Source organism: Erwinia sp. B116 (genome assembly GCF_002865965.1).
Taxonomy (GTDB): Bacteria; Pseudomonadota; Gammaproteobacteria; order Enterobacterales; family Enterobacteriaceae; genus Erwinia.
The window spans coordinates 183,162-200,934 of record NZ_JRZZ01000002.1 but is presented as its reverse complement, the minus strand read 5'-3'; the positions used below and the strand labels follow the sequence as shown (position 1 = coordinate 200,934).

Below are 17,773 nucleotides of genomic sequence, written 5' to 3'. Positions count from 1 at the left end.
GCGGCTGTTCCCCGCCGCGTTTGTCTTCGCCCGCCACTACTATGACCAGCAGGGCGTAACCTTTGAACACGACTGGTGCGGCGTCACCCAGCTGGGGTGGAATGAGAAAAGCCAGGCGAAAATCGACAGGATGCTGCTGATGGGGCTGCCCGCCGAACTGGCCCGCGCGGTCGATACGACGGAGGCAGAAGCGCTGTGCGGCGTGGTCACCGGCTGTGGTGGTATTACCTACCCGCTTGGCGGCTGGCTCTCGCCAGCCGAACTGACCCGTGAACTGCTGCTGAAGGCTGAACGGGGCGGGCTGCAGCTGCGCTGGCAGCATGAGCTTATTGACATGCAGCGGGAGCAGGATGAGTGGCTGTTGAACTTCCGTGAACAACCCGCCGCCCGCCATCAGAACCTGGTGCTGTGCACCGGCCACCGGCTGACCGGCTTCAGCCAGAGCGAGCTGCTGCCCGCGAATCCGGTGGCCGGGCAGGTAAGCCATGTGCCGACCAGCCCGTCACTCGGTGCGCTGCGGCAGGTACTGTGCTACGACGGCTACCTGACGCCGGTCAGCCCGCAGTATCAGCAGCACTGCATCGGCGCCAGCTACCGCCGTGGCGAAACCGACACCGGCTACCGGGAAAGCGATCAGCAGGAGAACCGCGCGCGTCTGATGCGCTGCCTGCCGGATGCTGGCTGGCCGGGGGATATTGATGTCAGCGAAGGATCGTCGCGCGGCGGGGTACGCTGCGCCAGCCGCGATCACCTGCCGCTGATCGGCGCATTGCCCGACTATCCGCAGCTGCTGGAACAGTACGCCGGGCTGGCGCAGCAGCAGGAAAATGCCGCCAGCGCACCGGTGCACGCAGGGGCCTTTGTGCTCGGTGCGCTGGGGTCACGCGGGCTGTGCAGCGGGCCGCTGGCCGCCGAGGTGCTGGCCGCGCAGATGTGCGGTGAGCCGATCCCGCTGGACGGCGCCACGCTGGCCGCCACCAGCCCGAACCGCTACTGGGTGCGTAAGTTGCTGAAAGGCAGGCCGGTGACGACGGAAAGCTAAGGGTGGAGAACGGAATGCTCTGCCTGCCTGGCAGGGCACGTTTTACCGCGTGACAGACTAGTGCCGCCGATCGGCGCTGATGACAAGACTATTGAGGTTCACACAGTGATGGCCTGCGGCCGGATGGCGCTGGCCCGCAGAAACGCAACAGGGCACAATCATCGTGACTGCGCCCTGTTTATTGCCAGCGGCTGAATCAGCGCTTCGGCCGCTGCGATCAGGCCTCCTGCGTCGCCTGCTCAAACAGCTTCTGCCACATGCCGCGCACCAGCACCTGGTCACGCGGTGACAGTTCACCGGCCTGGATAGCTTTTTCCAGGCTCTGCTGTACCTGAGCGGTCAGCGCCTCGCGGCTGTGGTCGCCGCTCAGCTCCACTTCGGCGACCGCCAGCGTCAGGTGCCCGCGCAGGTAGCCGCCGGCAAACAGCTCGTCGTCGCTGGCGTGTTCGACCATATCGTCAATCAGGCCAAGAATACGCGACTCAAATTCGTCGATCATAACGTTCCTTAGTTAAGCAGTGCGCCCCGCCGGTTACAGATCTTCCGGCCAGGGAAACTGTGCCGCCGTCAGCGGGGGGGTAGAGTAAAAATCGCGCAGCGCGGCAATCAGCCGCGCCGGACGGGCAGGAATGCCGTTATCCAGATACGCCATCACCTGAGCGTGAACCTTGCGCTGAAACGCAATGCGATCCGGCTCACAATCCCCTTCGAGATTGTCACAGCTTACGTTGAACGGAAAGCCTGCCGCAACTGAAAACAGCCACTCCAGCGCCTGCGGCTTGATTTCGGCCGATTCAAACTTATTCTGCGTTTCGGCATCGCGGCCGTCCGGGCAGTACCAGTAGCCAAAATCCACCAGCTTGCGGCGTTCGGCACCGGCGATGCACCAGTGGGAGATCTCATGCAGGCCGCTGGCGTAATAGCCGTGAGCAAATACCACCCGGTTGCAGGGTGATGTCTCGTCAGCCGGCAGATAAATCGGCTCGTCATCGCCCTTAATCAGGCGGGTATTGAAGTCGTCGAGGAAGCAGCCGTCAAACAGCTCAATCAGCTGCGAATAGTGATGTTGCGTACTCATTGCATCGTTCGCCAAAGTAAAAAAACGCGCAATTGTCGCATTATGCGTGCTGAGTTTCGAGAACTATTCTCATCCCCGCCGAAGCGGCTGCGACTGCTGGCGAAACGCCAGCGGAGGCAGGCCAAACTGCGCCTTAAACGCCCGCGAGAAGTGGAAAGGTGAAACAAATCCGCACTGTTCGGCCACCAGCGCCACCGGCAGGCTGCTGCGGGTCAGCAGCCGTTCCGCATGGCGCAGGCGCACGTCACGCAGGTAGCGCGCCGGGGTCAGCTGCAGATGCTGGCGGAACAGCGCGATCAGGTGGTTAACCGAGCAGTGGGCGCGGGCGGCAATATCTTCCAGCGCCAGCGGGTGCTGATAGCGCATGGCGATATATTTACAGGCTTCACGCACGCTTTTGGGCATGGTTTGTGCGGCTTCCTCCTGCGGACGTTCAGCGCAGGAGGCGTAGTACCACAGCAGCGTTTCGGCCAGCGACAGCAGCACCCTGGGCGAGCCGCTGCGCCGCGCGGTCAGGCTCATGCCCAGCTCCATCAACTGTTCCACCTGGTTATCCACGGCGATGGTCTGCGGCAGCGCGGCCAGCTGGGCGGCAATTCCCTCCGGGGGCACGGTAAAATCCAGCTGGCACCAGATATGCTCGCTCGCCACCACCGCATCAAAACGAAAGAACTCGCGTTCCCCCGGCAGCAGCAGCGCCAGCGTGCCGGGCACCAGGTGCAGGACCCGGCTGCCGGCCTCAATGGTGACGCTGCCGCTAAGCAGCGCAATAAACTGCACGCCGCGCTGAGTACGCGGCCCGAGCGTCTCTCCGCTGGCATAACGCGACAGGCCGAACCATCCCTCGCCGGGTTGCGGATTAAGTGTGATTTCAGACATTTTCTTCCTGACTACAGGCATGTACCCGTGAAGGGCTGGCAGGCTATCTTTTCTCCCATCTTCAGCCGGATAGCGGCGGACACCAACGGATTTTGCAGGCAGTAATCGAATCTGCGATGCAGATCAAACTTTGATTTCAGACAGGAGTAAAAAGATGGCAAATGCCAGTATCCGCCTCGGCGTCAGCCCGCTGGCCTGGACCAACGATGTGCTGGAAGATCTGGGGGATAACGTTTCTGCCCTGCAGTGCATGCAGGAGGCCGCCGCCGTCGGCTATCAGGGCATTGAGCTGGGCCGAAAATTCCCACGTGAAATCGAAAATCTGCAGCCGCTGCTGGCGCAGAGCGGGCTGTCACTGGCCTCGGGCTGGTTCTCCGGCACGCTGGCCGATATCAGCGTGGAGCAGGAGCTGCACAACGTCGCCGCCCACGCCCGGCTGCTCAGCGGGCTGGGCTGCCGGGTGATGGTCTACGGCGAATGCGGCGGCATGCCGGGCGACACGCCGCTGGATATCGGTATCTCGCATTCACCGAAGCTCAGCGCCATCGACTTCGACGGCTACGCGCAGCGCATGAGCCGCTTCTCCTCGGCGCTGTATCAGGAGTACGGCCTGCGGCTGGCCTATCACCACCATCTGATGATGCTGGTTGAGCGCCAGGATGAGATCGAGCGTTTCTTCTCGGCCACCACCGCCGACGTCGGCATGCTGCTGGATACCGGCCACGCCGTCGCCGCGGGCAGCGATCTGTCGGCGCTGATCGACCAGTTCGGCAGCCGCATCTGCCATATTCACCTGAAGGATATCCGCCGCGAGCGGCTGGCGCAGGTCTACGCCAGTGATGAAAGCTTTAACCAGGGGGTACGCGGCGGCATGTTTACCGTGCCGGGTGACGGCTGGATCGACTACCAGCCGGTGGTCAATTTCGTTAACCAGAGCGGCTATCAGGGCTGGCTGATCGTCGAAGCGGAACAGGACCCGCAGGTCGCACCGCCGGTCCCAACCGTTACCCGCGCCTTCAATCACGTTAATCGCCTGTTTTCCCTCTAAGGAACCACCATGTCTGACGCTCTGAATATTGGCCTGATCGGCTCCGGTTTTATGGGCCAGGCCCACGCTGACGCCATCCGCCGTGCCGCCCTGCTCTACCCGAACCTGCCAAAAACGCCGGTGCTGTACGCGATTGCCGACCAGAACCAGGCAATGGCCGACCAGGCCGCCCGCCGCTTTGGCGCGCTGCACGCCTTCGGTGACTGGCGCGAGATGCTGCAGGATCCGAATATCGACGTGATTGATATCACCTCCCCCAATCATCTGCATCATCAGATGGCGCTGGAGGCGATCGCCGCCGGTAAACACGTTTACTGCGAAAAACCGCTGGCGGTAACCGAGCCGCAGGCGCGCGAGATGGCGGAAGCGGCGCGCCGCGCAGGGGTGAAAACCATGGTCGCCTTTAACAATATCAAAACCCCGGCGGCACAGCTGGCCCGGCAGCTGATCGAACGCGGCGAGATCGGCACCCCGGTGCGCTTCCGTGGCACCTTCGATCAGGGCTTCTATAACGATCCGGAGCTGCCGTGGTCGTGGCGCTGTTCAAAAGAGCTGGCCGGTTCCGGCTCGCTGGGCGACCTTGGCGCGCATACCCTGTCGGTAGCACAGTACCTGATGGGCGGCGTCAGTGAAGTGTGCGCCAGCGGCCAGACCCATCTGAAAACCCGCCCGGTACCGGGTGTGGACAGCGGCTACGCCAGCAAGGTCGAGGCCAACGCCGAACGCCGTACGGTAGAAAACGACGACCAGATGCAGTGCCTGGTGACCTTTGACAGCGGTGCCGCCGGGGTGATTGAGTCCTCACGCATCGCCGCCGGCCGCATTTTCGGCGTCTACTGGGAGGTCTCCGGCACCGAAGGCACCCTGTATATGGACGGCGAGCGCTTTAATGAGCTGCAGGTGTTCCGTTTCAACGACGACAAACGCGATCGCGGCTTTAAAACGCTCTACGCCGGCAGCCAGATCCCCGCTTACTCAGCGTTCTTCGGCTTCGACTTTGGCGGAGGTGGCTTAGGCTACTTCGACGTCAAGGTGCTGGAGGTCCATGACCTGGTGCAGGGGATCTGCCGCGACGAAGACTGCTACCCGAACTTCGCCTTCGGCTGGGAGAATCAGCGCATTCTGCAGGCGATTGAAGACTCAATGGAACAGCGCCGCTGGGTGAACGTGACTAAAGGCTAGCTCGGTATCGCTGACAGAAGTCGCTGCAGATCCCGGTGCCCGGCTTATCGGGTCTTTCCGGAACGCGGACACGCTATGAACACGTCCGTGTGCGCTCGGCAGCGGCCGTCCCTGGCCGCTGACGGTCCGCTTATCCGGAAAGACCCGATTGCCCGAAATTTCTGACGTCGCTGCCTTAACTCGGTCCGGATAGTGATCCTGTAGCAGCTCTTACAGACGTCTCATGCAGACAATGCCTTTTGCGTCCTTGAGGAAAGCACAGCCCTTCGACGCCGGATACAGTGTTTTCGGCCAGACGACTCAAAACGTAAAGCGAGGGGAGCCTGTACACGGAGCAAAGCATCGCGGGCCAGGGATGGCCCGCGCTGAGCTGTCAGGGATGACGTTTTTTGCGTCTTTGCGGAGTGTACAGGCTCCCCGAAGCCGGATGCGGTGTTCCAGCAGACAATGCTTTTAGCTTTTAGCGACTTCGTATCTGATTACAGCGCGTGGAACCACGCGGCGATTTCCGCACCGTGGCTGTCGTACAGCAGTTTGGCGCTCATCACCGCCGAAACGATAACGATCATCGGGCGGATCAGTCTCTGTCCTCTGCTCAGCACCATCTTCGCGCCGAGCCGCGCACCTAACACCTGCCCCGCCATCATCACCAGCCCGACAACCCACACCACCTTGCCACCGATAATAAACAGCAACAGCCCGCCGAGGTTAGAGGTAAAGTTCAGCACCTTGGCGTGGGCGGTGGATTTAGCGAGGTTATAGCCGCACAGGGTAACAAACGCCAGCGCGTAAAAAGAGCCCGCACCGGGGCCAAAGAAGCCGTCGTAAAAACCCACGCAGCCCCCGGCCACCAGCGCAAACGGCAGCCCGTGCAGGCGACGCTGGCGATCCTCTTCACCGATCTTCGGCATCAGCAGGAAATAGAGGCCGATGGCGATCACCAGCAGCGGCAGCAGCTGACGCAGAATATCGCCCTTCACGTGCTGCACCAGCAGCGCACCGGCCAGCGAGCCGATAAAGGTCATGGCGATATTCAGCTTCTGCTCGCGCAGATTCACCGCCTTCATACGAATAAAGTACAGGCTGGCGGAGAACGAACCGCCCACCGACTGCAGCTTGTTGGTCGCCAGCGCCTGCGCCGGTGACAGACCGGCGGCCAGCAGCGCCGGCACGGTCAACAGCCCGCCGCCGCCGGCGATTGAGTCAATAAACCCGGCCAGCAGCGCCACCAGAAACAGCACGCCCAGCAACCACGGGGCAACGCTAATCCATTCCATAGAGATCCTTAACCATAAAAGCGATGCTGTCGCGGCGCAGGATCACACCGGTCGCAGCAAAGCCATTGAACAGCAGGTTTACAGGAGCGGCACAGGCTGGCCGGATCCGTTTCAAGTGAACTACAGCAGATGTTTATCCAGCAGCGCCTGGCAGGCGGCAGGCAGCGGCGGCGGTTCGCGCTTAACCGGCGGCGTACTGCCCGGTTTCGGCGGCAGGAACCAGCTGTCGAGCTCGGCACCGCAGCCGTCACCGCCCGGCGGCAGCAGCTGGTCTTCGCACTGCAGGCTGCCCGCCGGGCAGCGCAGGCGCACGTGCATATGCGCGCGGTGCTGGAACCACGGCCGCACCTTACGCAGCCAGTCGCGGTCGGCACCGGCGTCGGCACACAGCTGCTTTTTAATCGCCGGATTCACGAAGATGCGCGTCACCTCATTGTCCTTCGCCGCCAGCTTAATCAGGCTGTCGATCTCCGGCCGCCAGTGGCGCGCCACCACGCTTTTACCGTCTGCGGCCACCAGATCCAGCGGCTGCGGCTTCAGCAGCATCTGCTGCGTCCAGCGCTGTTTCGGCAGCTGCAACCAGATATCAACGTCCAGCCCCGACTGGTGGCTGGCGTGGCCGCTGCTGAAGCGCCCGCCGGCCGCCATGCCCATATCACCGACCAGCACTTCGCCCAGCCCGCGCTGCGCGGTCTGGCCGCTGAGCCGCTGAATAAAGGCGATCAGGTCCGGGTGGCCGAAGTAGCGGCGCTGGTCGGTACGCATAACCTGGTAACCCGGTGCCTCCAGCGGCAGCGGCTGCGCGCCAACGATACAGCCGTTGGAAAACGCGCCGATCGCCTGCGGCGCGCCGGCGATCGGCTGGTGAATGCTCTGCCACGGGGTGGCGGCCTGCGCCAGCGTCGCCGCCAGCAGCGCGGTCAGGGCGATCAGCGTGTTTTTCATCATTTACCAGCGTGGATAATCGGTGGTGACGTCGGCATTCTGCGCACGGTGGCGCAGCAGGTGATCCATCAGCACGATCGCCATCATCGCTTCGGCGATCGGCACCGCGCGGATGCCGACGCAGGGATCGTGACGGCCTTTGGTGATCATCTCCACCTCTTCGCCGCTGCGGGTCAGCGTTTTGCCCGGCACGGTAATGCTGGAGGTCGGTTTCATCGCCAGGTTAGCGATAATCGCCTGACCGCTGCTGATGCCGCCAAGGATGCCGCCGGCGTGGTTGCTCTGGAAGCCGTCGGCACGAATTTCATCGCGGTGCTCGCTGCCGCGCTGGCTGACCACGGCAAAGCCGTCGCCGATCTCAATGCCTTTCACCGCGTTGATGCTCATCAGCGCGTGCGCCAGGTCAGCGTCCAGCCGGTCAAACACCGGTTCGCCCAGGCCGGCCGGCACGTTTTCTGCCATTACCGTCACTTTCGCACCGATCGAATCGCCCTCTTTCTTCAGGCCGCGCATCAGCTCATCCAGCGCTTCCAGCTTATCCGGGTCCGGGCAGAAGAACGGATTCTGCTCGACCTGCGACCAGTCTTTCAGCTCGCAGGCCACGTCACCGATCTGCGCCAGATAGCCGCGCACCACGATGCCGTGTTTCATCTCAAGGTACTTCTTGGCAATGGCCCCCGCCGCGACGCGCATCGCCGTTTCCCGCGCCGACGAGCGGCCGCCGCCGCGGTAGTCGCGGAAGCCGTACTTCTGGTCGTAGGTATAATCGGCGTGGCCGGGGCGGTACAGATCTTTGATTGCGCCGTAGTCCTGCGAACGCTGATCGGTGTTCTCAATCAGCAGGCCGATGCTGGTACCGGTGGTTTTACCTTCAAACACGCCGGAGAGGATCTTCACCTGGTCCGGCTCGCGGCGCTGGGTGGTGTAGCGTGAGGTGCCCGGGCGGCGGCGGTCGAGATCGTGCTGCAGATCGGCTTCGGTCAGCGGAATGCCCGGCGGCACCCCGTCAACAATGCAGCCAAGGGCGATGCCGTGCGACTCGCCAAACGTCGTGACCCGAAATACTTGTCCTATCGTATTACCCGCCATACTGGCTCCTCACTCAATCGGTGTTTTTAATTAATCTTTGTAGATTTTGAAGTGGTGCTGCGCCGCCACGATCTGATCGCGGGTCAGCATAAATACGCCGTCGCCGCCGTTTTCAAACTCCAGCCAGGTGAAAGGCACGTCCGGATACTGGTCGATCATATGCACCATGCTGTTGCCCACTTCGCACACCAGCACGCCTTCTGCGGTGAGGTAATCCGGCGCACAGGCCAGGATACGCCGTACCAGCTTCAGGCCGTCGCTGCCCGCCGCCAGGCCCAGCTCCGGCTCGTGGCGGAACTCGTCCGGCAGGTCGTCCATATCTTCCGCATCAACGTACGGGGGATTGGTGACGATCAGGTCGTACTGGGTTTTCGGCAGTTCGCGGAACAGGTCGGCACGGATCGGCGTCACCTGATGATCCAGCCCGTGGGCGGCGATGTTCTGCTCGGTAATCGCCAGCGCGTCGGTGGAGATATCCACCGCGTCCACTTCGGCTTCCGGGAAGGCGTAAGCGCAGGCGATGGCGATGCAGCCGCTGCCGGTACACATATCCAGAATGTGCTGCGGCTGGCCGCTGATGATGCCGGCAAACTGGCCGTTAATCAGCTCACCGATCGGCGAACGCGGCACCAGCACGCGTTCATCGACGTAGAATTCGTGGCCGCAGAACCAGGCTTTGTTGGTCAGATAGGCCACCGGGATGCGGTCGTTAACGCGACGGCTCACCCGTTCAACGATGCGCTGACGCTCGCTGGAGGTCAGCCGCGCACGGTACATCTGCTCCGGAATATCCAGCGGCAGGTAGAGCGTTGGCAGCACCAGCTGAACGGCTTCGTCCCAGGGATTGTCGGTGCCGTGGCCGAACCAGATTTCAGCAGCAGAAAAGCGGCTGACCGACCAGCGCAACATATCCTGAATAGTGTGCAGTTCACTGACTGCCTCATCGACGAAAATTTTGTCCATAGTGCCCTCCGCAGGCCGTACTGTTAAACCCGGGCGCTAGTTTGCCATGAAGCGGCAGAGAATTCAGCGCGAGGTGGCGAAAAAGCTGAGAATTATTAGAGAAAGAACGGCAGGCTGGTGGCGCGGGAACCGGGATTTGTTGGGGAACAACGCGGAGATTTACTTAAGCCTGAGGGCGGGAACAGGTAGACTACCGCCAGGAATATGAGATGACGACGACCTGCCGGGACACCGTTACGCAGCAGGCTGAGAGAGCAGTGACTGAAAAATGAATAAAAAAGAGAAGCTAAGCGTTGAAGACCAGGCGCTTTTTCGCGGGCTGATGACCGGCACGCGCAAAATCCACCAGGACACTATCGTCCATCCGCCCGAGCGTAAGAAAGCGCGCGAGCTGCCGCAAAAGCGGCTGTTGTCCGAGCAGATGGACGCCAGCCACTATTTCTCCGATGAGTTTCAGCCGCTGCTGCCCGCCGAGGGTGCGGTGCGCTACGTGCGCAGCGACGTCAGCCATTATGAGCTGAAAAAGCTGCGGCGCGGCGACTATTCGCCGGAGATTTTTCTCGATCTGCACGGGCTGACGCAGAAGCAGGCCAAGCAGGAGCTGGGTGCGCTGATCGCCGCATGTCGCCGCGAGCACATCTTTTGCGCCAGCGTGATGCACGGCCACGGCAAACATATCCTCAAACAGCAGACGCCGCTGTGGCTGGCGCAGCATCCGTGGGTGATGTGCTTTCACCAGGCGCCAAAACTGTTCGGCGGCGATGCCGCGCTGCTGGTGCTGATTGAGGTGGAAGAGTGGCAGCCGCCGATCCTGCCCTGAGCGATATGCACCTGACCACAGCCAGACGTATCTGTTGAGAAGCCGATGATGGCTGAAGCCGTTGCTTTGCCGTCGTAGGGTACAGGCCGACGAAAGTAGTCGGACATTCGGACATTCGGACAGCCGGACAGCCGGACAGCCGGACAGCCGGACAGTCGGACAGTCGGACAGTCGGACAGTCGGACAGGGAGTTTACGTCGTCGGGGGGAGTCGTGCCACTGACAGCGAGCGGCCCGGGTTTAGCGGGCCGCCTGCCGGGGATTACATCGCCTTCGCCAGTTTGGCCGGGCTGACCTGCCACTGCAGGGTGCCGTGGCCGCTGGCGTCGAGATCGACGCGGGCGATGGCCGAGGTGGCAAACATCGGCGGCGACTCCTGCGGGCAGAGCTCCGCCACCAGGTAGCCGACCAGCGGCAGGTGTGAGATCACCAGCACCGATTTTACTCCCTGATCTGCCAGCATCTGCAGATAGCCACCGACCGATTTCGGATCGCCACCCGGCGTGAGTTCCGGCAGCACACCTTCCCCCGCCGGCAGCGGTAGCGCTTCGCGCACCGCGTTCAGCGTTTGCCGCGCGCGCAGATACGGGCTGACCATCACCCGTTCAATCGTCACCGACTGGCCGTGCAGCCAGGCTGCCATCTGGCGCGTTTCGTTACTGCCGCAGTGGGTCAGAGGTCGGACAGAATCACTGGCTGCATCCAGAGCCGCATCGCCGTGACGCATTATGAAAACTTGCATAGAGCACCGCTGTTGTTAAACAAAAACGCCGGGGGACAACGCCACCCGACTCTTCATTCATTGAATGAACGGTGTGTTGTACCCCAATGGCTTGAGTATAGTCAACCGATTGTTTACTTAGTGAACGATGGCCGAAAAAACGCCCCGCTCACTCCTGCTGCCTGGCCAGATTAACCCGCTGCCCCGGCGTCATCCGCCAGCGTAACCGGCGGTGATAAGAAGCTTTCCCGCGCTTCCATCATTTTTTTCAGCCGTTCACAGGGGGCGAAACGCGGCCCGTAACGACCGGCCAGCTGTTCAAGCCGGCTGACCACCGTTGCTGCGCCCAACTGGTCGATATAGCGGAACGGACCGCCGAGAAACGGCGGGAAACCGATGCCAAACACCGCACCGATATCGCCGTCGCGCGCGGAGCGGATCACCGCTTCATCCAGCGTGCGTACCGCCTCATTTAACAGCATCATGACACAGCGTTCTGCCAGATCTTGTGCGCTGAGACAACTTTTTGGCGTAACGGCCAGCAACCGGTAAATGGCCGGATCCGGCCGCCTGCCACGCGGCCAGCGCTGGCCGTACAGGTAGAAACCTCGCCCGTTTTTGCGCCCTTTGCGGTCATCCTTCTGCAGCGCCGCCATCGCCGCCGGCAGCGCGAAACGATCTCCCCAGGCCTGCTGCAGCACCGGCATCATATGGCTGGCGATATCGATGCCCACCTCATCCAGCAGCTGGAACGGACCGACCGGAAAGCCAAACTGCACCAGCGCGGCGTCCACCGCATCGATCGGTTCGCCCTCCAGCAGGCAGTGCAGCGCCTCCAGCATATAGGGGGCCAGGATCCGGTTAACGTAGAATCCGGCGCGGTCGGCCACCACAATCGGCGTTTTTCCCTGTTTTTTCGCCAGCGCCACCACCGTCGCCAGGGTCGTGTCTGCACTGCCCGCATGGGGGATCACCTCGACCAGCGGCATTTTTTCCGGCGGGCTGAAGTAGTGCAGGCCGATCACATTTTCCGGCCGCTGCGCCTGGCGGGCGATATCGGTGATTGGCAGCGAGGAGGTATTGGAGGCAAAAATGGTGGTCTCTGCACAGTGTGCCTCCACCTCCGCCACCATCTGCTGCTTCAGCGCCAGGTTTTCGAACACCGCTTCAATCACTACGTCGCGCTGGCTGAACCCCTGCCAGTCGGTGCCGCCGCTGAGCAGCGCCATCTGCTGCTGGCGCTGTGCGGGGCTGAGGCGGCGGCGCTGCACCTGCTTGCCGAGCACGTCCCAGCTGGTTTTCAGCGCACGGGCGACGCCCGCAGGCTGCAGATCTTTGATGCGCACCGGTAGCCCGGCGCGGGTGGTGGTAACGCAGGCGATACCGCCGCCCATCAGGCCGCCGCCCAGTACGCCGATGCTGCGCAGCGGGCGGGGTTCTGCACCCGCCCCGCTCTCTTTTTTCAGCGCGGTGCTGGCAAAGAACAGCCCGCGCAGCGCGGCGGACTGCGGGGTCATCGCCAGTTCACCAAACGCACGCGCCTCGGCGGCGTAACCGGCCGCGCTGCCCTGCTCCAGCCCGCAGCGCACCACGGCGATAATGCTGTCCACCGCCGGATAGTGGCCGTGGCTTTTGGCCCGCGCCCGGCGCTGCACCAGTGTAAACAGCACGGCGCGCCCCGGCGGCGTGGCCAGCAGGCGTTCACGCAGCGGCCGTGGCCGCGGCTTCGACTGTCGCCTTAACTGTGACTGTGACTGTGACTGTGACTGTGACTGTGACTGTGACTGCGGCGGTGCCTCACCCGTCTGTGGCTGTGGCTGTGGCTGCGGCCGTGCCTTACCCGTGTGAGCCCCCTGCAGCGCCAGCGCCACCGCCGTTTCCAGCAGAATGGCGTGCGGCACAGCGTCGTCCACCAGGCCGCATTTACGCGCCGCCGCCCCGCGCAGCGTGCGGCCGCTGAGCATCAGATCCAGCGCGGTGGACGCACCGATCAGCCGCGGTAAGCGCTGAGTGCCGCCTGAGCCGGGCAGCAGGCCAAGCTGCACCTCGGGCAGGCCAAGGCGGGTAGTATCTTCCAGCGTGCAGACCCTGTGGTGGCAGGCCAGCGCCAGCTCCAGCCCGCCGCCCAGGCAGGCGCCGTGGATCGCCGCCACCACCGGCACCGGCAGCGCCGCAATCTCCGCCATCACCTGCTGCCCCTGCTGCGCCAGCGCCTGCGCCTGTTCTGCCGTGCGGCAGGCGGCGATCATGCCAATGTCGGCACCGGCAATAAAGGTATCCGGCTTGCCCGAGATCAGTACCACACCCGCCAGCTGCGGGTTAGCGCACGCCTGCTGCAGCACCTCACGGATCTGCCCGGCAAACTCAACCTTCAGCGTATTGACCTTCTCACCGGGAACGTCAATGACGATCACCGCCACGTTATCCAGCCGCATTTGCAGCGTAAATGCCGATCTCTGTTCCATTATTCCGCCTCCAGAACCATTGCCGCACCCAGACCACCCGCCGCGCAGGCGGTAACCAGCCCCAGGCCGCCGCCGCGCCGCCGCAGCTCGTGCAGCGTCTGGGTAATCATCCGCGCGCCGGTTGCGGCAAACGGGTGGCCGTAGGCGATTGAGCCGCCCAGCACGTTAAATTTCTCCATATTCACCTCACCGAGCGCGTGCGGCCGCCGCAGTATCTCGCGGGCAAAGCGTTCGTCGGCGAAATGCTTGAGGTTGGCCAGCGTCTGGGCGGCAAAGGCTTCGTGCATATCAATCAGCGTCAGGTCGTTCAGGCCGATGCCGGCGCGATCCAGCGCCAGCGGCGAGGCGTAGGCCGGCCCCAGCAACATATCCTGGCGCACATCAATCGCGGTGAAGGCGTAGCTGCGCAGCCAGCCAAGCGGCTTCACCCCCAGTTCGCGGGCGCGGGATTCGGTCATCAGTACTACCGCGGCGGCGCCGTCGGTCAGCGGCGTGCTGTTGGCGGCGGTCACCGTGCCGTGCCGCCGGTCAAACGCCGGGCGCAGCCGGGCGTAATCCTCCGGCTTTGAGGCCTCGCGGACGTTGTTATCCTGGCGAAAAGGCTCGCGCCAGGGCGGCACGAACGCGGTCATCACTTCGTCGTCCAGCAGCCCCTGCTGCCAGGCTCTGGCGGCATGCAGGTGCGAGCGGTGCGCCAGCGCGTCCTGCTGCTCGCGGCTGATGCCGTGGCTTTTCGCCATCTGTTCGGCGGTATCCCCCATCCGCAGGCCGGTGGAATACTCCGCCACCGCCGGCGGCACCGGCAGCAGGTCACCGGGGCGCAGCCGCGTCAACAGCTTCAGTTTTGCGCCCAGCGAGCGGGCGCGGCTGAGATCCAGCAGCAGCCGCGCCAGGTTTTTACTCACCCCCACCGGCAGCACCGAAGTGGAGTCCGCCCCGCCGGCAATGCCGGCCTGCACCTGGCCTGCCAGCATACTCTCCGCCAGGCTGGCTACCGCCTGAAAACTGGTGGCGCAGGCGCGGCTGACGCTGTAAGCATCGGTATGCACGCTCAGCCCGGCGGCCAGCACGATTTCACGGGCAATGTTCGGCGCCTCCGGCATCTGCACCACCTGGCCAAACACCAGCTGTTCAATTGCCTCCGGCGGCAGTTCGCTGCGCACCATCAGTTCGCTGACCACCATCCGCCCCAGCTCCAGCGCCGGGATGCCGTGAAAGGCGGTAGCCTGACGAACAAAAGGGGTGCGCAGCCCGTGGGTGATGGCGATACGATCGCCCTGTCGGGTCAGTAAAGGGTGTGAGCTCATTATTTTCACCTGTTCGCATCGGTGCCGGCATCATTGCCAAAGAGGTCTGACCTGATCAGTGTTAACCAGAACCGTTATGGGTGCCACGGCAGAAGGGAAAAAATGCGAGACAAAACACGCTTATGGCAGTGAAAAGAGCGGGGCAGCCGGCGGTAAGCCGACCTTCAGAGTCGTCCCTTTACGTTAATCGCCGCTGCACGGAGCAGCGGCCGGGTCAGGGTGCGGCTGGCCGCAGGGTGATTAACGCAGGGCGAGCTGGAAAATCAGCGACTCCGCCTGGCAGCAGAAGGTAAATTCGCACTGCAGCTGCACGCCCTGCGGGCTCTCCGTCAGGCGGCTGGTGATTTCGCAGGGGTCGGACGCCACCGCCTGTGCACGGGCGCTCAGCGATTCCAGCATCGCCCGGGCGTCAGACTGAAAGGTGAAGTGCTGGCTGTAGCTGGCGGTACAGTCGCTGTTGTCGATCACGGTGCCGACATCGACACAACAACAGGCCGCCGTTTCACGGGCGGTACAGGCATTCAGGGCATCGCTCATCAGTTCCTCCGGTTAGCCACCCCCAGCGGGCGGCCGTCGCATTCAGATGCGATTGAGTCTACGCCCGCCGGGGGGAATGGCTCCAGCCATTCAACGAAGATCGCGCGCTTTATGATGAAAATCACGCTATTAATTGATCTGAAACAGGTGATACTGTGCCCGCCAAAAACATACCTGTAAGTTTTTGTTAGCGAGATCTCTTTTCTTGCATCATTTTAGCAATAACACGAAAACATGATTGCAACATGTGTACGGGTCAGTCCTATACTCTGGCAACTGGTCTGATTTGTTGTGCATGGGTCAGTCTGTGACATTCATGTTTCCTTGTTACGTCTGTAACAACGTTCAATAATAAATTATGAGGGTTGTGGTCATGAACCATAAAAACCTGTTTACCAAGTCTGCGCTGGCAGTGGCAGTGGCGCTGGTTTCAACTAACAGTCTGGCGGCTGGCTTTCAGCTGAATGAATTCTCCTCCATCGGTCTTGGCCGCGCCTATGCCGGCGAAGGTGCAGTCGGCGATACCGCCGCCTCCGCCAGCCGTAACCCCGCGACCATGGCGCTGATGGATCGGCCGATGTTCTCGGTTGGCGCGGTATTTATCGATCCGGATGTTAACCTTGACGGCACCAGCGGCCAGGGTAACAGCCTGAAGGCGGACAACATCGCCCCGACCCAGTGGGTGCCGAACATTCACTACGTGCAGCCGATTAACGACCAGTGGTGGATTGGCGCGTCATCCACCACCAACTATGGCCTGGCGACGGAGTTTAACGACGGCTACGCCGGCGGCCCGTTCGCCGGTAAAACCGACCTGATGACCCTGAACCTTAACCTGAGCACCGCCTACCGCCTGAACCAGCACTTCAGCTTCGGCGTCGGTTTTGATGCGGTTTATGCGCGGGCCAAAATCGAGCGTAACATTGGTGAGCTGGGTGCCGTATTGCCGGCAGCAGGGCTGCCTGCGGCTCCCGCGAACACGCAGATCGCCCACCTTAAAGGTGATGAATGGGGCTACGGCTGGAATGCCGGCGTGCTGTATGAGGTGGATGATAAAAACCGCTTCGGCCTGACCTATCGCTCTGAAGTTAAAATCGACTTTGACGGTGACTACCGCAGTGATATCCCGGTCGCCTATAACCCGATTGGCGGACAGTTCGGTCTGCCAACGGGCACTGGCGGCGCGACCATTCCCGGCTCCCTCTCGCTGCATCTGCCGGAGATGTGGGAAGTGTCCGGTTATCACAAAGTGGCACCACAGTGGGCGGTTCACTACAGCATGGCTTATACCAGCTGGAGTCAGTTCCGGGAGCTGAGAGCCACCGGCAACGACGGCAAAGAGCTGTTCTATAAAGATGAGAGCTATCACGACGCTTACCGCATCGCGCTTGGCACCAGCTACTACTACGATGACAACTGGACCTTCCGCACCGGTATCGCTTTCGATGACAGCCCGGTACCGGCGGACAAACGTTCAATCTCAATCCCGGATCAGGATCGTCTGTGGCTCAGTGCCGGTGCCTCTTATGCCTTTAACCAGAATGCCTCGGTCGACGTCGGTGTTTCCTATATGCACGGCAAAAAAGTCACCATTGAAGAAGGTACTGACCCGGTCGCCACTGCGCGGAACGGCGGGGTCGCCACGCCTTATACCTTTAACTCGGAAGGGAAAGCCCTGCTTTATGGTGCGAGCTTTAACTATAAGTTCTGATCGCATTTCATAAACGGTCGTGATCTGACGCCCTGCTCTTGCAGGGTGTTTTTTTAGTGCTGTTTATTATCGTAAAATCTTTATATTCACGAAGCGCACTTGACTGCTATTACCTCAATCATTACTTTCACCCTGCTAATTAGCGCACACAGATAAATTGAATGATATTAACAAGGAGCAGTTAAATGAAAGTTTTATCCCAGAGTGATATTGAACAGGTAAGCGGTGCAGGTGCGTTTAAGGATTTTCTGGTTGGCATCACTGAAACGACCTCAAAATTTGCTTATACCTGCGAAAAGGCGTTTGGCACCCTGAAAAACCCAACAGAGACCAGTAACGCTTATGTGGCGCGCCACACCCAGCCGGTGAAAGTATTTAGCGAAGGCGTGGAAAGCTTCTTCCAGGGACTTTTCGGCAACTCTGCCGCTTAATAATTCGCTCTGCTGTACGGGATAATTATTAGCACAATAAAAAAAGCATCTCATTTGAGATGCTTTTTTAACGTCATTCAGCCACGTTATTCTGCGTCAATGTCGTTCAGTTCGTCCTGAATTGCCGCCGCGTTCGGGTTAGTCTGCGGGGTCAGCTTGCCGTCGCTGGCGAGGAAGTCATGATGCTGGAAATAGGCGGCGCGCACGAAGGCGTACGGATCTTTCGAGTTGCTCAGCAACGCATCGGAGTCCAGCAGCTGGGCACGGGTTTCCACCCCT

General features: G+C 61.7%; 18 protein-coding genes. 6 read left to right on the top strand and 12 right to left on the bottom strand.

Going from position 1 to position 17,773, the window contains the following annotated elements; all coding sequences use genetic code 11:
- Window positions 1-1,042 (top strand): FAD-dependent 5-carboxymethylaminomethyl-2-thiouridine(34) oxidoreductase MnmC (gene mnmC, locus NV64_RS23845; RefSeq protein WP_233208906.1); only part of this gene is annotated, 1,042 nt, incomplete at its 5' end.
- A gap of 217 nt (window positions 1,043-1,259) precedes the next feature.
- Here mnmC and NV64_RS02350 read toward each other — a convergent pair.
- The 3 genes from NV64_RS02350 to NV64_RS02340 all read right to left on the bottom strand — a co-directional run bounded on the left by NV64_RS02350 (window position 1,260) and on the right by NV64_RS02340 (window position 2,999).
- The gene (locus NV64_RS02350; protein ID WP_056239369.1) at window positions 1,260-1,541 is read right to left on the bottom strand and encodes a YfcL family protein; all 282 of its coding nucleotides are present in this window, start codon (window positions 1,539-1,541) and stop codon (window positions 1,260-1,262) included.
- A 33-nt stretch (window positions 1,542-1,574) separates the two neighbouring features.
- Window positions 1,575-2,120: an elongation factor P hydroxylase gene (locus NV64_RS02345; RefSeq protein ID WP_056239364.1), complete on the bottom strand. Its 546-nt coding sequence runs from the start codon at window positions 2,118-2,120 to the stop codon at window positions 1,575-1,577.
- Between the two features lie 69 nt (window positions 2,121-2,189).
- Window positions 2,190-2,999 carry a helix-turn-helix domain-containing protein gene (locus tag NV64_RS02340; protein ID WP_056239361.1) on the bottom strand — a complete coding sequence of 270 codons (810 nt, stop codon included), beginning with the start codon at window positions 2,997-2,999 and terminating at the stop codon, window positions 2,190-2,192.
- A 154-nt stretch (window positions 3,000-3,153) separates the two neighbouring features.
- On the opposite strand from NV64_RS02340, the gene iolE reads away from it, so the two are divergent.
- Both iolE and NV64_RS02330 read left to right on the top strand, forming a co-directional pair.
- On the top strand, window positions 3,154-4,047 hold the full coding sequence (gene iolE, locus NV64_RS02335; protein WP_101505236.1) for a myo-inosose-2 dehydratase: 894 nt from the start codon (window positions 3,154-3,156) through the stop codon (window positions 4,045-4,047).
- 9 nt (window positions 4,048-4,056) lie between these two features.
- Window positions 4,057-5,229, top strand: a complete 1,173-nt coding sequence (locus tag NV64_RS02330) for a Gfo/Idh/MocA family protein (RefSeq protein ID WP_101505235.1) — start codon at window positions 4,057-4,059, stop codon at window positions 5,227-5,229.
- A 479-nt stretch (window positions 5,230-5,708) separates the two neighbouring features.
- Here NV64_RS02330 and NV64_RS02325 read toward each other — a convergent pair whose 3' ends face one another.
- The 4 genes from NV64_RS02325 to prmB form a co-directional block, all read right to left on the bottom strand.
- Window positions 5,709-6,506, bottom strand: a complete 798-nt coding sequence (locus tag NV64_RS02325) for a sulfite exporter TauE/SafE family protein (RefSeq protein WP_056239354.1) — start codon at window positions 6,504-6,506, stop codon at window positions 5,709-5,711.
- 120 nt (window positions 6,507-6,626) lie between these two features.
- Window positions 6,627-7,451, bottom strand: a complete 825-nt coding sequence (gene mepA / locus NV64_RS02320; RefSeq protein WP_101505285.1) for a penicillin-insensitive murein endopeptidase — start codon at window positions 7,449-7,451, stop codon at window positions 6,627-6,629.
- Window positions 7,452-7,454: 3 nt separating this feature from the next.
- A complete protein-coding gene (gene aroC, locus NV64_RS02315; protein WP_056239351.1) occupies window positions 7,455-8,540 on the bottom strand; it encodes a chorismate synthase in 1,086 nt (361 codons plus the stop codon).
- 30 nt (window positions 8,541-8,570) lie between these two features.
- Window positions 8,571-9,503, bottom strand: a complete 933-nt coding sequence (gene prmB, locus NV64_RS02310; protein ID WP_101505234.1) for a 50S ribosomal protein L3 N(5)-glutamine methyltransferase — start codon at window positions 9,501-9,503, stop codon at window positions 8,571-8,573.
- Window positions 9,504-9,771: 268 nt separating this feature from the next.
- Between prmB and smrB the strand changes: the two genes are divergently transcribed.
- A complete protein-coding gene (smrB, locus tag NV64_RS02305; protein ID WP_056239345.1) occupies window positions 9,772-10,323 on the top strand; it encodes an endonuclease SmrB in 552 nt (183 codons plus the stop codon).
- 261 nt (window positions 10,324-10,584) lie between these two features.
- Here smrB and sixA read toward each other — a convergent pair whose 3' ends face one another.
- The 4 genes from sixA to NV64_RS02285 all read right to left on the bottom strand — a co-directional run bounded on the left by sixA (window position 10,585) and on the right by NV64_RS02285 (window position 15,352).
- The gene (sixA, locus tag NV64_RS02300) at window positions 10,585-11,064 is read right to left on the bottom strand and encodes a phosphohistidine phosphatase SixA (protein WP_101505233.1); all 480 of its coding nucleotides are present in this window, start codon (window positions 11,062-11,064) and stop codon (window positions 10,585-10,587) included.
- 170 nt (window positions 11,065-11,234) lie between these two features.
- Window positions 11,235-13,508, bottom strand: a complete 2,274-nt coding sequence (gene fadJ / locus NV64_RS02295) for a fatty acid oxidation complex subunit alpha FadJ (RefSeq protein WP_101505232.1) — start codon at window positions 13,506-13,508, stop codon at window positions 11,235-11,237.
- A complete protein-coding gene (gene fadI / locus NV64_RS02290; protein ID WP_056239336.1) occupies window positions 13,508-14,815 on the bottom strand; it encodes an acetyl-CoA C-acyltransferase FadI in 1,308 nt (435 codons plus the stop codon). Before fadI ends, fadJ begins: the two co-directional genes overlap by 1 nt.
- Window positions 14,816-15,055: 240 nt before the next feature.
- A complete protein-coding gene (locus NV64_RS02285) occupies window positions 15,056-15,352 on the bottom strand; it encodes a DUF406 family protein (RefSeq protein WP_072166426.1) in 297 nt (98 codons plus the stop codon).
- 373 nt (window positions 15,353-15,725) lie between these two features.
- On the opposite strand from NV64_RS02285, the gene fadL reads away from it, so the two are divergent.
- The gene (gene fadL / locus NV64_RS02280; RefSeq protein ID WP_101505231.1) at window positions 15,726-17,063 is read left to right on the top strand and encodes a long-chain fatty acid transporter FadL; all 1,338 of its coding nucleotides are present in this window, start codon (window positions 15,726-15,728) and stop codon (window positions 17,061-17,063) included.
- A 185-nt stretch (window positions 17,064-17,248) separates the two neighbouring features.
- Window positions 17,249-17,494 (top strand): hypothetical protein, encoded by a 246-nt coding sequence (locus NV64_RS02275; protein ID WP_056239331.1) that lies wholly within the window; start codon window positions 17,249-17,251, stop codon window positions 17,492-17,494.
- A gap of 86 nt (window positions 17,495-17,580) precedes the next feature.
- Here the strand turns inward: NV64_RS02275 and NV64_RS23840 are convergent.
- A partial coding sequence (locus tag NV64_RS23840) for an MlaA family lipoprotein (protein WP_233208905.1) occupies window positions 17,581-17,773 on the bottom strand: 193 nt, incomplete at its 5' end.

Bases quoted from the DNA above. Each gene is read 5' to 3' on its own strand.
- NV64_RS02350 (WP_056239369.1), bottom strand. From the start codon at position 1,541: ATGATCGACGAATTTGAGTCGCGTATTCTTGGCCTGATTGACGATATG.
- NV64_RS02345 (WP_056239364.1), bottom strand. From the start codon at position 2,120: ATGAGTACGCAACATCACTATTCGCAGCTGATTGAGCTGTTTGACGGC.
- NV64_RS02340 (WP_056239361.1), bottom strand. From the start codon at position 2,999: ATGTCTGAAATCACACTTAATCCGCAACCCGGCGAGGGATGGTTCGGC.
- iolE (WP_101505236.1), top strand. From the start codon at position 3,154: ATGGCAAATGCCAGTATCCGCCTCGGCGTCAGCCCGCTGGCCTGGACC.
- NV64_RS02330 (WP_101505235.1), top strand. From the start codon at position 4,057: ATGTCTGACGCTCTGAATATTGGCCTGATCGGCTCCGGTTTTATGGGC.
- NV64_RS02325 (WP_056239354.1), bottom strand. From the start codon at position 6,506: ATGGAATGGATTAGCGTTGCCCCGTGGTTGCTGGGCGTGCTGTTTCTG.
- mepA (WP_101505285.1), bottom strand. From the start codon at position 7,451: ATGAAAAACACGCTGATCGCCCTGACCGCGCTGCTGGCGGCGACGCTG.
- aroC (WP_056239351.1), bottom strand. From the start codon at position 8,540: ATGGCGGGTAATACGATAGGACAAGTATTTCGGGTCACGACGTTTGGC.
- prmB (WP_101505234.1), bottom strand. From the start codon at position 9,503: ATGGACAAAATTTTCGTCGATGAGGCAGTCAGTGAACTGCACACTATT.
- smrB (WP_056239345.1), top strand. From the start codon at position 9,772: ATGAATAAAAAAGAGAAGCTAAGCGTTGAAGACCAGGCGCTTTTTCGC.
- sixA (WP_101505233.1), bottom strand. From the start codon at position 11,064: ATGCAAGTTTTCATAATGCGTCACGGCGATGCGGCTCTGGATGCAGCC.
- fadJ (WP_101505232.1), bottom strand. From the start codon at position 13,508: ATGGAACAGAGATCGGCATTTACGCTGCAAATGCGGCTGGATAACGTG.
- fadI (WP_056239336.1), bottom strand. From the start codon at position 14,815: ATGAGCTCACACCCTTTACTGACCCGACAGGGCGATCGTATCGCCATC.
- NV64_RS02285 (WP_072166426.1), bottom strand. From the start codon at position 15,352: ATGAGCGATGCCCTGAATGCCTGTACCGCCCGTGAAACGGCGGCCTGT.
- fadL (WP_101505231.1), top strand. From the start codon at position 15,726: ATGAACCATAAAAACCTGTTTACCAAGTCTGCGCTGGCAGTGGCAGTG.
- NV64_RS02275 (WP_056239331.1), top strand. From the start codon at position 17,249: ATGAAAGTTTTATCCCAGAGTGATATTGAACAGGTAAGCGGTGCAGGT.